Here is a 13,013-nt window from a genome sequence, read left to right on the forward strand (position 1 = left end):
CTCTCGGGTACACCATGGAAGTCACGGATCGTTCGCGACCGTGCTAACCCGGTCCGACTCCTCCCCCCCCGAGTCGGCCGTGGAGACGACCCCCGCTCTCCCCCCCGGCGGGGGTCGTCGCATGTCCGGGTGGGTTTCTCCCTTTTCTGTACGACTGTCCTGCGCTGGCAGGGACGGATGCGCCCCCGAATGGTCATGCCCATGACTAATTACTGTGGGTAGCACCAGTGCTGCGCTGTGGAAAGTCGCACACGCACCGGACAAGGGTCACCGGTATGGGTGACGGCGATATTCACAAGCCCTGAGTCGTCCACAGTTATCCACCAAGATCCACACGATTTCCGACTTCGCTGCACCGTGATTCCAACGCGTCCCGCTCACGGCGAGTTCGTGGCCGGTTCCCATTGGCGGGCGCGTATGGCCGGTTTCCGTCGGCCGTTCATATGGAGGCCGCTTGCCGGCTCTTCACACGTTCGGGAATCGCGCGGCCCGGAGGCCACGCGCCATGCAGCGAAGGGGGATGGAAACCGTGGCCGGAACCGTCACACACGACCCGCCGCCCGCCACCTCGGGACGCCAGGGCCGACCGCTCATCGTCACCGAGGACGCCGAGCTCCTCGACGACCTGCTGCGCCTGTGCGCGGCTGCGGGCGCCACACCGGAGGTGCACCACTCGGTGCCCGAACCGCGCGGCAGCTGGGAGGCGGCCCCGCTCGTCCTGGTCGGCGACGACGCCGCCGGACGGGTGCGCGGCACCACCCGCCGCCGCGGCGTGGTCCTCGTCGGGCGGGACCAGGACGACTCGGGGGTGTGGAAACGAGCCGTAGAAATCGGCGCCGACCACGTCCTGATGCTGCCCGACGGCGAGCAGTGGCTGGTCGACCGCATCGCGGATGTCGCCGAGGGCGTGGGCCGACCCGCCCTCACCGTCGGCGTCATCGGCGGGCGCGGCGGCGCGGGAGCCTCCACGCTCGCCTGCGCGCTCGCCGTCACCTCCGCGCGTGAAGGCCTGCGTACCCTGCTCGTCGACGCCGACCCACTGGGCGGCGGCCTCGACGTCCTCCTCGGCGGCGAGAGCGCCGAAGGACTGCGCTGGCCGGCGTTCGCCGCCTCGCGCGGCCGGGTCGGCGGCGGGGCCCTGGAGGAGTCTCTGCCTCAACTGCACGCGTTGCGCGTGCTCAGCTGGGACCGCGGCGACTGCGTCGCCGTGCCCCCACAGGCCGTACGCGCCGTGCTCGCCGCCGCCCGCCGCCGGGGCGGCACCGTCGTCGTCGACCTGCCGCGCCGCCTCGACGACGGCGTCGCCGAGGTGCTCGCCCAGCTCGACATCGGCCTGCTCGTCGTCCCCGCCGAGTTGCGGGCCGTCGCCGCCGCCGGGCGGGTGGCGTCCGCCGTCGGCATGGTCCTGAAGGACCTGCGGGTCGCCGTGCGCGGCCCCTACGCGCCCGGCCTCGACGACCGCGAGGTGGCGCGGCTGCTCCAACTGCCCCTCGCCGGTGAAGTGCCCCTGGAATCTGCCCTGCTGCGCCCCGGCGAGGGCAAGGCGCCGCCGGGCGCGGCGGCACGCGGACCGCTGGCCCGGTTCTGCACCCAGTTCTGGGAGCGCGCCCTGATCGAGGCGGGTGCCGCATGAACGCCCTCGACGCTACGACCGGAGTGGAACTGCTGGACGGCGTACGCCGCCGACTGGCCGCCAGCGGCGCCGAGCCCACCCCCGCGCGCGTGGCGCAGGCGCTGCGCGAACAGGGCCGGGTTCTCGGCGACGCGGAAGTCCTCGGCGCGGCCGAGCGGCTGCGCTCGGAACTGGTCGGTGCCGGGCCGCTGGAGCCGCTGCTGGCCGACCCGACCGTGAGCGACGTGCTGGTCTCGGCGCCGGACCGGGTCTGGGTGGACCGCGGTGCCGGCCTGGAGCTGACCGGAGTCACCTTCCCCGACCCGGCCGCCGTACGACGCCTCGCGCAGCGCCTCGCCGCCGTGGCCGGGCGGCGCCTGGACGACGCGCGTCCCTGGGCGGACGCCCGGCTGCCCGACGGCACCCGGCTGCACGCGGTACTGCCCCCGGTCGCCGTCGGCTGCACCTGCCTGTCACTGCGGGTCGTACGGCCGCGCGCCTTCACCCTCGGCGAGCTCGTCGCGGCAGGCACCGTGCCGCCGGGCGGGGACCGGGTGCTGCGCGCCCTGCTGGCGGCCCGGCTGTCCTTCCTGATCAGCGGCGGCACCGGCAGCGGCAAGACGACCCTGCTGAGCGCGCTGCTCGGCCTCGTCGGGCCGGACGAGCGCATCGTCCTCGCCGAGGATTCCGCCGAACTGCGCCCCGACCACCCGCACGTCGTACGCCTGGAGGCCAGACCCGCCAACCAGGAGGGCGCCGGCCTGGTGACCCTCGAGGACCTGGTGCGGCAGGCCCTGCGGATGCGGCCCGACCGGCTCGTCGTCGGCGAGGTGCGCGGGGCGGAGGTCGTGCACCTGCTGGCGGCGCTCAACGCCGGGCACGAAGGAGGCTCGGGCACCGTCCACGCCAACGCGGCCGCGGACGTCCCGGCCCGCCTGGAGGCGCTCGGTACGGCGGCCGGGCTCGACCGGGCCGCGCTGCACAGCCAGGTGGCGGCCGCCCTGTCGGTCGTCCTGCACCTGGTACGCGACCGTGCGGGCCGGCGCCGGATCGCCGAGGTGCATGTGCTGGAGCGGGACCCGTCCGGCCTGGTGCGGACCGTGCCGGCCCTGCGCTGGGGCCGGGAGGCGTTCGTGCGCGAGGAGGGCTGGGAGCGGCTGCGGGAGCTGCTCGGGAGCCATGGGGACGGGTGTGACGATGGCGCGGGCGTGACCGGTACCCGGGGAGGTGGCGGGGATGGGTGAGACGCCGTGGGGTGTGGTGCAGGCGTCGTGGGCTGCCGCCGCGGCCTGTCTGGGGATGGCGGCCTGGCTGGTCGGCGGCGACCACTTCGGGGCGCGGCGGGCCCGGCTGGTGCTTGCGGGCGGGGGAGCGGTGGCTGCCGGGGGACTGGTGACGGCTGGGGGAGTGGTGACCGCGGGGGGAATGGCGGCTGCCGCGCCGCCTGCCTGGCCTGATCTCGCCCAGGAGCTACGGCGGTTGCGCGCGCGGTGGCGCCCCGAGTGGTGGGCGGCGGTCGCCGGAGCACTGCTGGGCCTGCTGGGCGGCTCGCTGCTCCCGGTCGTCGCGGGGGCGGCCGGGGTACCGCTGCTGCGCCGGACGCGACTGGCCGGAGCCGCGCGGCGCGCGCGGGACCGGCAGGGGGACGCCGTCATCGCGCTGTGCGCGGTGCTCGCCTCAGAGGTGCGCGCGGGCCGGCAGCCGGGCCACGCGCTGCTGAGCGCGGCGCGCGAGTCCGGTGGCCTCGGGGGCGGCCGGGCCGCCGTCCTGGCGGCGGCCCGCTTCGGCGGGGACGTCCCGGCCGCGCTGGCGACCGCGGCCCGGCAGCCGGGCGCAGACGGGCTGCTGGGGCTCGCCGCCTGCTGGCGGGTGGCGATGGACCAGGGTGCGGGCCTCGCGGCCGGCCTCGACCGGCTCCAGGCGGCCCTGCGGGCCGAGCGCGACCAGCGTGCCGATCTGCGCGCGCAGTTGGCGGGCGCCCGCTCCACCGCGGTGCTGCTCGCCGGTCTGCCGGGCCTCGGCCTGGCCCTGGGCAGCGCGCTCGGCGCCGATCCGCTGCGGGTGCTGCTGCACACCGGCGCCGGCCTTGGCTGCCTGCTCGTCGGCGGGCTGCTCGAGGCGGCGGGCGTGTGGTGGGCGCTGCGGATCGTCCGGGCGGCGGAGTCGGTGTGAGGAGCCGGTGTGAGGAGTCCGTGTGAGGCGCGGGAGACGACCGGAGACCGAGAGGAGTGAGGCGTGGTGAGCGCGGAGGTTGTCCACAGGCTGGGGACGGTGATGGCTCTGGTGCTGGGCCTGGCGTGGGCGGCGCGGTGGCTGGGGCGGGCGCGGCGTGAGCGTCGGGTACGCAAACGGCTGACCGGGTTGCTGGGCCGAGAGGCCGGATCAACGGGCCGCAGGATACGGCTGGGCCGCGCAGGGGGGCGCCTGCTGCCCTTGATGGCCGTGGTGGGCGCGGGATGGGCCGTCGTCGGCGGGATCACCGGAGCCGTCGTCGGCGTGGCCGCCGCTGCCGGGCTGGCGTACGGGCGCCGTCGGCAGTCGGCGGACCTTCCCGGCGCAGGACTCACAGCGGTGGAACTACGGGAAGCGGAGCGCCAACTCCCCCTCGCCGCCGATCTGCTGGCCGCCTGCATCGCCGCGGGCGCCGGGCCGGTGGACGCGGCCCATGCCGTCGGAGAGGCGCTGGGAGGCCCGCTCGGACAGGCGCTGGCGCGCGGAGCGGCCGAAGTACGGCTCGGCGGCGAACCTGCCGAAGCCTGGCGCAGGTTGGCGGCGCTGCCCGGGGCCGGGGCGCTGGCACGGCTGCTGGAACGGGCCGACGTGAGCGGATTGCCGGCGGCGGAGCCGGTCGCGCGGATCGCCGCGGACGCCCGCGCCGACTGGACGCGCACGGCGACGGAACGGGCCAGACGGGCGGCGGTGATGGTGACCGCGCCGGTGGGGCTGTGCTTCCTGCCCGCGTTCATCGTGATCGGCGTCCTGCCCGTGGTGATCGGACTCGCGGGCGGCGTGCTGGAAGGAGGTGGGTGAGGGCGGAGCGGACTGGTGTGAACGGACGACGCAGGACTGACTGACGAACGGAACAAGACCTCACGGGGGTTGAGATGTACAAGGCAGTGAAGGCACGGCTGCGGGTACTGCTGCACAAGGCACGCGCGGGGACGCGGAGGGACGCCGGAATGGTCACTTCCGAGTATGCGGTCGGCGTGGTCGCGGCGGTGGCTTTCGCGACGGTGCTCTACAAACTGGCGACGAGCGAGGCGGTCTCCGCGCAGCTGCAGGCCCTGATGAATCGGGCGCTCGGTGCAGCGGTGTGAACGGCGCGGGGAGCGGTGCGGGGCCCGGCGCGGCGACAGCGGGTTCGTGACGGCGGAGACGGCTGTGGCACTGCCGGTGCTGGTCCTCTTCGCCACCGCGCTGGTGTGGGGGCTGCTCCTGGTCGCGGCGCAGGTCCAGTGCGTGGACGCGGCGCGGACCGGAGCGCGCGCGGCTGCCCGTCAGGACCCGGTCGAGGAGGTGATCCGGGTCGCGCGGGACACGGCTCCGCGCGGCGCCCGGGTCACCGTCGGCCGGGAGGGCGACCAGGTCCGGGTGGTCGTCGAGGCGAGGCCCGCCCTGCTGCACGGGCTGTCCTTCGAACTGCGCGAGGAGGCCGTGGCGTTGGCGGAGGAGACGGTGGGGGCGGAGCGGTGAGCCGGCGGGGAGCGGTCGGGCGGGGAGTGCCGGGGCGGGGAACGAGACAGGTATGTGGCCGGTACGTACGCGGCCGGTACGTGTTCGGCAGGTATGCATCCGGCCGGTACACATCCGGCCCGGACCGCGGCTCGGCGACCGTGTGGAGCGTCGGTGTGATCGCCGTGCTGTGCGTGGTGTTCGCGGCCGTGCTGGCGCTCGGGCACGCTGTCGTGGTCCGGCACCGCGCGGCCGGCGGCGCGGACCTCGCGGCGCTCGCGGCAGCGGACCACTGGGCCGAGGGCACCACCGCGGCCTGCGCCCGGGCGGCCGGCGTCGCGCGGGCCCAGGGCGTACAGCTGGTGCGGTGCGCGATCGTCGGCGAGACCTCCGACGTGACGGCTGGGTCGGGCCGGGCGCCGTTCGCCGCGGAGGTCAGGGCGAGAGCGGGCCCTGCGGGAAGGACACCGACGGACCCTCTGCCGAGCCCGGCGGAACCCCCTCGCCCGGGTTCTCCACCGGGTCCTCCATCGAATCCTCCATCGGGCTCTCCTCCGGCGTCCCACCCGGCTTCTCTTCCACCGTCTCGCCCGGCGTCTGCTCCGGCATCGCGCCAGGCTTTTCCTCCGGCGCGCCCCGCAGCAGCACCGTGAGCAGGCGTACGGCGCCCCGTTTGTGCAGCGGGTCGTTGCCGTTGCCGCACTTGGGGGACTGGATGCAGGAAGGGCAGCCGGACTCGCACTCGCAGGAGGCGATGGCCTCGCGGGTGGCGGCGAGCCAGGCGCGCGCGGTGTGGAAGGCGCGTTCCGCGAAGCCGGCGCCGCCGGGGTGTCCGTCGTAGACGAAGACCGTCGGCAGGAGCGTGTCGGGGTGCAGCGGCACCGAGACACCGCCGATGTCCCAGCGGTCGCAGGTTGCGAAGAGCGGCAGCATGCCGATGGACGCGTGCTCGGCGGCGTGCAGGGAGCCTCCGAGGATCTCTGGGGTGATCCGGGCGGCGTCCAGCTGGTCCTCGGTGACGGTCCACCACACCGCGCGGGTGCGCAGCGTCCGCGGAGGCAGGTCCAGTTTCGTCTCGCCGAGAACTTCGCCGGTCATCAGTCGCCGGCGCAGAAAGGAGACCACTTGGTTGGTGACTTCCACCGAGCCGTAGCACAGTCGGCCCTCGCCCCACGGGATCTCGACGTCCGTCTCCAGGACGGAGATCGCGGTGGTGTCGCGGGCGACGGTCGAATAGGGCGGGCTCGCCTGCTCCACCAGGGCGACGGAGTCCTCCAGGTCGAGGGAGCGCACGAGATAGGTACGGCCCTGGTGGAGGTGGACAGCCCCCTCGTGGACGGTGCCGTGCGCGGCCGCGGCGTCGACCGTGCCGAGGAGGCGGCCCGTACCGGTCTCGACGACCTGGACCGGGCGGCCGCCCGCCCCGCGGATGTCGGTGAGGTCGGCGGCCCGCTCGCGGCGGGTCCAGTGCCAGGCCTTCGTCCGGCGGCGCAGCAGCTTGGCGGCCTCCAGCTGGGGGAGCACGTCCGCGCAGGACGGACCGAACAGTTTCAGGTCGTCCTCGACCAGCGGCAGTTCGGCTGCGGCGGCGCACAGGTGCGGGGCGAGCACGTAGGGGTTGTCGGGGTCGAGGACCGTGGACTCCACCGGTCGGTCGAACAGGGCTTCGGGGTGGTGGACGAGGAAGGTGTCCAGCGGGTCGTCGCGGGCGATCAGCACCGCGAGGGCGCCCTGGCCGGAGCGGCCCGCCCGGCCGGCCTGCTGCCACAGGGACGCGCGCGTGCCCGGGTAGCCGGCGATGAGGACGGCGTCCAGGCCGGAGACGTCCACGCCGAGCTCCAGGGCGGTCGTCGCGGCGAGACCGAGCAGTTCGCCGGAGTGCAGGGCGCGCTCCAGGGCGCGGCGTTCCTCGGGGAGGTAACCGCCGCGGTAGGCCGCGACACGCCGGGCGAGCGAGCGATCCACTTCGGCGAGCCGCTCCTGGGTGATCACCGAGATCAGCTCGGCGCCACGCCGGGAGCGGACGAAGGCGACGGTGCGTACGCCCTGCACGGCGAGGTCGGTGAGCAGATCGGCCGTCTCGGCGGTGGCAGTACGCCGAACGGGTGCACCTTTCTCCCCTTGCATCTCGGTGAGCGGGGGCTCCCAGAGGGCGAACACCAGTTCACCGCGCGGGGAGGCGTCGTCGGCCACCTCGACGACCGGCAGCCCCGTCAGACGCTGGGCGGCCACGGCGGGCTCGGCGGCGGTCGCGGAGGCCATCAGGAACACCGGGGAGGACCCGTAGCGGGCGCACAGCCGGCGCAGTCGGCGCAGGACCTGGGCGACGTGCGAGCCGAAGACGCCGCGGTAGGTGTGGCACTCGTCGATGACGACGTACCGCAGGGACTTCAGGAACGAGGCCCAGCGCGGGTGGGAGGGCAGGATCCCGCGGTGCAGCATGTCGGGGTTGGTCAGCACGTAGGTGCCGTACTGGCGGATCCACTCGCGTTCCTCGAACGGCGTGTCGCCGTCGTACACGGCGGGCCTCACGGCGTGCCCGAGCGGCTGTGAAAGTTCCTTCACCGACCGGCACTGGTCCGCCGCAAGCGCCTTGGTCGGGGCGAGGTACAGGGCGGTGGCGCCGCGGCCGTTCGGGGACTCGGAGCCGTCCAGCAGGGCCGAGAGGACCGGGACCAGATAGGCCAGGGACTTGCCGGAGGCGGTGCCCGTGGCGACCACCACCGAGTCGCCGTCCAGGGCGTGCTCGGCGGCCTCGGCCTGGTGGGCCCACGGATGCTCGATCCCGCAGGCCTGCACGGCAGCGATCACTTCCGGGCGGATCCGGTCCGGCCAGACGGCATGGCGGCCCGCGCGCGGGGGCAAGTGCTCCGTATGAGTGATGCGCGACGCCCGGTTCGGGCCCGAGGCGAGCCTGCCCAGGACAGCACCCGGCTCCGGGCGGGACACGGGTTCCGGGGCGGGTCGATCGGATCGGTGATTCTTGGCCATCGGCACCGAGTGTGTCACTGGCGTGACGGACAATGGAGTCAAGGCGTCGTGCACGCCTGCCGGTAAGTGATTGAATGCCATCGCGGCTGGCGAACCGTCCTTGGGGCTGTGAGCCGATGTGTCCCGAGGGACGACCGCTCGATAGCAAGGTGCTGGAGGATCCGTGGACCTGTCCCTGTCGACCCGTACCGTCGGCGATCGTACGGTCGTCGAGGTCGGTGGCGAAATCGACGTATATACCGCGCCCAAGCTGCGCGAGCAGCTGGTCGAGCTGGTGAACGACGGGAATTTCCACCTCGTCGTCGACATGGAGGGCGTGGACTTCCTCGACTCCACCGGGCTCGGCGTGCTGGTGGGCGGACTCAAGCGGGTGCGCGCCCACGAGGGCTCGCTGCGCTTGGTCTGCAACCAGGAGCGCATTCTGAAGATCTTCCGTATCACCGGTCTGACCAAGGTGTTCCCGATCCACACCTCGGTCGACGAAGCGGTGGCGGCCACCGACTGAGCCCGCCGCCCCGGCACGCCGGGACGGCCGAGTTGAACACCAGGGGGACCGGGCCCGTGCGGCCCGGCCCCTCGACAGCACGCCCGTAGTTGCGAGGGGGATGCATGGCCACCGTTGAACTCCGCTTCAGTGCGCTGCCCGAGCACGTCAGGACCGCCCGGCTGGTGGCGGCAGCGGTGGCGCGCAGGGCCGGGGTGGACGAGGCCGTCCTCGACGAGGTCAGGCTCGCGGTCGGCGAGGCCTGCACGCGTGCTGTCGGACTGCACCGGAGCAGCGGCATCAGTGCCCCCGTGAAAGTGCTGCTGATCGAGGAGGAGAAACAGTTCTCCATCGAGGTCGGCGACGAGGCGCGGCACGCCACCCCCGGCGGGGGAGCGGCCGGTGCCGAGGGCGGCGACGCCGATGCGGAGGTCGAGGAGGACGAGATGGGCCTGGCGGTCATCTCCGGCCTCGTCGACGACGTGGAGGTCACCGCCGGGGAGCACGGCGGGCAGATCCGGATGACGTGGCCGGCCACACCGCCGGCCACGGCGCTCACCTGACCGCCGCGCGATCACCCGCGACCAGACGAAGGGCCCCCTCGTGGGGCCCTTCGTCTTGTGCGGATGTCAGTGGGCGCACCTACAGTGGTTCACGCAGCGCATCGCCTCCGACGTGACGCGTAAGGGGCGATGCATTTCGTGAAGCAATTCACGATCTAGGTGTCACCGGAGAGGTGTCGGTTAAAACCGCCCCGGGAATGCTTTCAGGGCATTACGGTGCGACGGCGAATTCCGCTTCCCGTGCCCTGTTTACATCGGGAGCGGGTACCTACAATCCGTCCACATCGTGAGCTCAGCCCAAGCGTCAAGGAGGACGAATGGCGGAGCTTTCCATCTCACATCGATTGGGCCACCCCTCGACTCTCGCAGCCGCGGTACTGACCGACGACAACCGGATCCTGATCGTGGTCATCGGCGCCGTCGCCCTGGCCGCACTGGTGGTCGCGGGCGTGCTGCTGCGCCAGGTGCTCGCGGCGGGCGAGGGCACCGACAGCATGAAGGAGATCGCGGCCGCCGTCCAGGAAGGCGCTAACGCCTATCTGGCCCGGCAGCTTCGCACGCTCGGCGTATTCGCCGTCGTCGTGTTCTTCCTGCTCATGTTGTTGCCCGCGGACGACTGGAATCAGCGGGCCGGACGGTCGATCTTCTTCCTGATCGGCGCGGCCTTCTCGGCAGCCACCGGCTATATCGGCATGTGGCTCGCCGTGCGCAGCAATGTGCGGGTCGCCGCGGCGGCCCGGGAGGCGACTCCGGCACCCGGTGAGCCGGAAAAGGATCTCACCGCTGTTTCACACAAAGCGATGAAGATCGCTTTCCGTACGGGTGGCGTCGTCGGCATGTTCACGGTGGGGCTCGGCCTGCTGGGCGCGTCCTGCGTGGTGCTGGTGTACGCGGCGAACGCGCCGAAGGTGCTGGAGGGCTTCGGCCTGGGCGCGGCACTGATCGCGATGTTCATGAGGGTGGGCGGCGGCATCTTCACCAAGGCCGCCGACGTCGGCGCCGACCTGGTCGGCAAGGTCGAGAAGGGCATTCCGGAGGACGATCCGCGCAATGCCGCGACCATTGCCGACAACGTGGGCGACAACGTCGGCGACTGCGCCGGCATGGCCGCCGACCTGTTCGAGTCCTACGCGGTCACCCTGGTGGCCGCGCTGATCCTCGGCAAGGCGGCCTTCGGCGACGCCGGTCTCGCCTTCCCGCTGCTCGTTCCCGCCATCGGGGTGCTCACGGCGATGATCGGCATCTTCGCCGTCGCGCCGCGCCGCGCCGACCGCAGCGGCATGAGCGCGATCAACCGCGGCTTCTTCATCTCCGCGGTGATCTCGCTGGCGCTGGTCGCGGTCGCCGTCTTCGTCTACCTCCCGGGGAAGTACTCCGACCTCGACGGAGTCACCGATCTGGCGATCCGCGGCAAGGACGGCGACCCGCGCGTGCTCGCCCTGGTCGCGGTGGCGATCGGCATCCTGCTGGCCGCCGTCATCCAGCAGCTGACCGGCTACTTCACCGAGACCACCCGCCGCCCGGTCAGGGACATCGGCAAGACGTCCCTCACCGGCCCCGCCACGGTCGTCCTCGCCGGAATCTCCGTAGGGCTCGAATCGGCCGTGTACACCGCCTTGTTGATCGGCCTGGGCGTGTACGGCGCCTTCCTGCTCGGCGGTACGTCGATCATGCTCGCGCTGTTCGCGGTCGCGCTGGCCGGTACCGGCCTGCTCACCACGGTCGGCGTGATCGTGGCGATGGACACCTTCGGGCCGGTCTCCGACAACGCCCAGGGCATCGCCGAGATGTCCGGTGACGTCGAGGGCGCGGGCGCGCAGGTGCTCACCAACCTCGACGCGGTCGGCAACACCACCAAGGCCATCACCAAGGGCATCGCCATCGCCACGGCCGTGCTCGCGGCGTCGGCGCTGTTCGGGTCGTATCGCGACGCGATCACCACGAACGTCCGCGACGTGGGCGAGAAGCTCACCGGTGCGGGCGCTCCGCTGACCCTGTCCATGGACATCTCCCAGCCCAACAACCTCGTCGGCCTCATCGCGGGCGCGGCGGTCGTCTTCCTCTTCTCGGGGCTGGCGATCAACGCGGTGTCGCGGTCGGCGGGTTCGGTGGTGTTCGAGGTGCGCCGGCAGTTCCGTGAGAAGCCCGGGATCATGGACTACACGGAGAAACCGGAGTACGGCAAGGTCGTCGACATCTGCACCAAGGACGCGCTGCGCGAGCTCGCCACGCCCGGGCTGCTCGCCGTCATGGCACCGATCTTCATCGGGTTCACGCTCGGTGTCGGTGCGCTCGGCGCGTATCTGGCGGGCGCGATCGGCGCGGGCACGCTGATGGCGGTGTTCCTCGCCAACTCCGGCGGCGCCTGGGACAACGCCAAGAAGCTCGTCGAGGACGGCCACCACGGCGGCAAGGGCAGCGAGGCGCACGCGGCGACGGTCATCGGCGACACCGTCGGCGACCCGTTCAAGGACACCGCGGGTCCCGCCATCAACCCGCTGCTGAAGGTCATGAACCTGGTGTCGCTGCTCATCGCGCCCGCGGTGATCAAGTTCTCCTACGGCGCGGACAAGAGCATCGGGGTGCGGGTGCTGGTCGCGGTGCTCGCGTTCCTGGTGATCCTCGTGGCGGTGTACGTCTCCAAGCGGCGCGGTATCACCGTGGGCGACGAGGACGATGACGCCGAGCCCTCGTCCAAGTCCGCTGATCCGGCGGTGGTTTCGTAGCACGGGAGCGGTCCTGATCGGCGAGTGATCGAAGGGGGTTTCCCCAAAGAGCGGGCGGGCTGCGCGTGTTGACGCGGTGGCCGCCCGCTCTGCTGTGTGCGGCGGGGTGCGTGGATCGGGGTTCGTGAGCCTTCTCTCGCTTGGTGCGAATGGCTTCAAAAGGGGTCCAAGCGGGCATCCGGAGTGCGGGTGGCGCGTGGGTGGCGTGTATGTTCCGGGGCCGAGAGCCATGGAAGGGACCAATCCGGTGAACAAGAAGCTCGCGGCCGCACTGTCCGGCGGTGCGGTACTGGTACTGGCCGTGTCCGGATGCAGCAGCAGCGACAACGGCAACGAGAAGCTGGATGCCTGGGCCAAGCAGGTCTGTGACGCCGTTCAGCCGCAGGCGAAGAAGATCGAGGCCGCGAACGCCGCGATCCAGAAGGAGACCTCGGACAACAGCGCCCCCAAGGACGTCCAGGCGACCGACGCGCGGGCCTTCCAGGACATGTCCGACGCGTACAAGGCGATCGGGGCCGCGGTGCAGCGCGCCGGGGCGCCGAACGTGGACGGCGGCGAGAAGAAGCAGCGCGACGCGGTGACGGAGCTGAACACGCTGTCCGCGAAGTACGCGGCGCTGAAGAAGCAGGTCGACGCGTTGAACACCTCGGACCAGGGCAAGTTCGCCGACGGGCTGAAGGGGATCGCCACCGACCTGGACAAGCTCAGCAAGAGCGGGAGCGATGCGCTCAAGAACCTCGAGGAGGGGGACGTCGGCAAGGCGATGAGCAAGCAGGAGAGCTGCAAGAGCGCGTCTGCGCCGGCGGCGCCTTCGGCTGCGCAGAGCTGACGCCTTCGTCTCTCGATCGGCCGCTGCGGTGTCGTTCGGCTGCGGCTTCGGGTGCGGCTGTGTCTCCGGGTGCGGGTGTGTTCAAGGTGCGGCCGCCTCCGCGGGTGCGGTCGCGGCTGCGACGGGCGCGGGGTTG

At 72.5% G+C, this 13,013-nt stretch carries 11 protein-coding genes and 1 pseudogene; 11 read left to right on the forward strand and 1 reads right to left on the reverse strand.

Going from position 1 to position 13,013, the window contains the following annotated elements; all coding sequences use genetic code 11:
* The first annotated feature begins 520 nt into the window (after nt 1-520).
* The 7 genes and pseudogenes from ssd to AB0J12_RS23885 form a co-directional block, all read left to right on the forward strand.
* Nucleotides 521-1,633, forward strand: a complete 1,113-nt coding sequence (gene ssd / locus AB0J12_RS23855; RefSeq protein ID WP_363266394.1) for a septum site-determining protein Ssd — start codon at nt 521-523, stop codon at nt 1,631-1,633.
* On the forward strand, nt 1,630-2,856 hold the full coding sequence (locus AB0J12_RS23860; RefSeq protein WP_363266395.1) for a TadA family conjugal transfer-associated ATPase: 1,227 nt from the start codon (nt 1,630-1,632) through the stop codon (nt 2,854-2,856). Before ssd ends, AB0J12_RS23860 begins: the two co-directional genes overlap by 4 nt.
* Entirely contained in the window at nt 2,849-3,784 is a 936-nt protein-coding gene (locus AB0J12_RS23865; RefSeq protein ID WP_363266396.1) for a type II secretion system F family protein, read from the forward strand. Before AB0J12_RS23860 ends, AB0J12_RS23865 begins: the two co-directional genes overlap by 8 nt.
* A gap of 66 nt (nt 3,785-3,850) precedes the next feature.
* A complete protein-coding gene (locus AB0J12_RS23870; protein ID WP_363266397.1) occupies nt 3,851-4,642 on the forward strand; it encodes a type II secretion system F family protein in 792 nt (263 codons plus the stop codon).
* Between the two features lie 74 nt (nt 4,643-4,716).
* Complete coding sequence (locus AB0J12_RS23875) at nt 4,717-4,929, forward strand: DUF4244 domain-containing protein (protein WP_363266399.1); 213 nt, start codon at nt 4,717-4,719, stop codon at nt 4,927-4,929.
* On the forward strand, nt 4,916-5,305 hold the full coding sequence (locus AB0J12_RS23880) for a TadE family type IV pilus minor pilin (protein WP_363266400.1): 390 nt from the start codon (nt 4,916-4,918) through the stop codon (nt 5,303-5,305). The genes AB0J12_RS23875 and AB0J12_RS23880 overlap by 14 nt, the downstream gene beginning before the upstream one ends.
* A gap of 80 nt (nt 5,306-5,385) precedes the next feature.
* A pseudogene (locus AB0J12_RS23885) lies at nt 5,386-5,745 on the forward strand (Rv3654c family TadE-like protein); the annotation flags it as partial.
* Here the strand turns inward: AB0J12_RS23885 and AB0J12_RS23890 are convergent.
* On the reverse strand, nt 5,720-8,356 hold the full coding sequence (locus AB0J12_RS23890) for a DEAD/DEAH box helicase (protein ID WP_363266401.1): 2,637 nt from the start codon (nt 8,354-8,356) through the stop codon (nt 5,720-5,722). The pseudogene AB0J12_RS23885 and the gene AB0J12_RS23890 sit on opposite strands and share 26 nt — an antisense overlap.
* A gap of 82 nt (nt 8,357-8,438) precedes the next feature.
* On the opposite strand from AB0J12_RS23890, the gene bldG reads away from it, so the two are divergent.
* The 4 genes from bldG (at nt 8,439) to AB0J12_RS23910 (ending at nt 12,877) form a co-directional block, all read left to right on the forward strand.
* Nucleotides 8,439-8,780, forward strand: coding sequence for an anti-sigma factor antagonist BldG (gene bldG / locus AB0J12_RS23895; RefSeq protein ID WP_009189842.1), 342 nt, complete (start codon nt 8,439-8,441; stop codon nt 8,778-8,780).
* 104 nt (nt 8,781-8,884) lie between these two features.
* Complete coding sequence (locus AB0J12_RS23900) at nt 8,885-9,322, forward strand: ATP-binding protein (protein WP_363266402.1); 438 nt, start codon at nt 8,885-8,887, stop codon at nt 9,320-9,322.
* A 317-nt stretch (nt 9,323-9,639) separates the two neighbouring features.
* Nucleotides 9,640-12,048 (forward strand): sodium-translocating pyrophosphatase, encoded by a 2,409-nt coding sequence (locus AB0J12_RS23905; RefSeq protein ID WP_363266403.1) that lies wholly within the window; start codon nt 9,640-9,642, stop codon nt 12,046-12,048.
* A gap of 229 nt (nt 12,049-12,277) precedes the next feature.
* Nucleotides 12,278-12,877: a small secreted protein gene (locus AB0J12_RS23910; protein WP_363266404.1), complete on the forward strand. Its 600-nt coding sequence runs from the start codon at nt 12,278-12,280 to the stop codon at nt 12,875-12,877.
* Nucleotides 12,878-13,013 lie beyond the last annotated feature (136 nt).

Origin of the sequence: Streptomyces sp. NPDC049915, assembly GCF_040656475.1 — a bacterium.
Taxonomy (GTDB): Bacteria; Actinomycetota; Actinomycetes; order Streptomycetales; family Streptomycetaceae; genus Streptomyces.

Bases quoted from the DNA above. Each gene is read 5' to 3' on its own strand.
- ssd (WP_363266394.1), top strand. From the start codon at position 521: ATGGAAACCGTGGCCGGAACCGTCACACACGACCCGCCGCCCGCCACC.
- AB0J12_RS23900 (WP_363266402.1), top strand. From the start codon at position 8,885: ATGGCCACCGTTGAACTCCGCTTCAGTGCGCTGCCCGAGCACGTCAGG.
- AB0J12_RS23905 (WP_363266403.1), top strand. From the start codon at position 9,640: ATGGCGGAGCTTTCCATCTCACATCGATTGGGCCACCCCTCGACTCTC.
- AB0J12_RS23910 (WP_363266404.1), top strand. From the start codon at position 12,278: ATGGAAGGGACCAATCCGGTGAACAAGAAGCTCGCGGCCGCACTGTCC.
- AB0J12_RS23890 (WP_363266401.1), bottom strand. From the start codon at position 8,356: ATGGCATTCAATCACTTACCGGCAGGCGTGCACGACGCCTTGACTCCA.
- AB0J12_RS23865 (WP_363266396.1), top strand. From the start codon at position 2,849: ATGGGTGAGACGCCGTGGGGTGTGGTGCAGGCGTCGTGGGCTGCCGCC.
- AB0J12_RS23875 (WP_363266399.1), top strand. From the start codon at position 4,717: ATGTACAAGGCAGTGAAGGCACGGCTGCGGGTACTGCTGCACAAGGCA.
- AB0J12_RS23860 (WP_363266395.1), top strand. From the start codon at position 1,630: ATGAACGCCCTCGACGCTACGACCGGAGTGGAACTGCTGGACGGCGTA.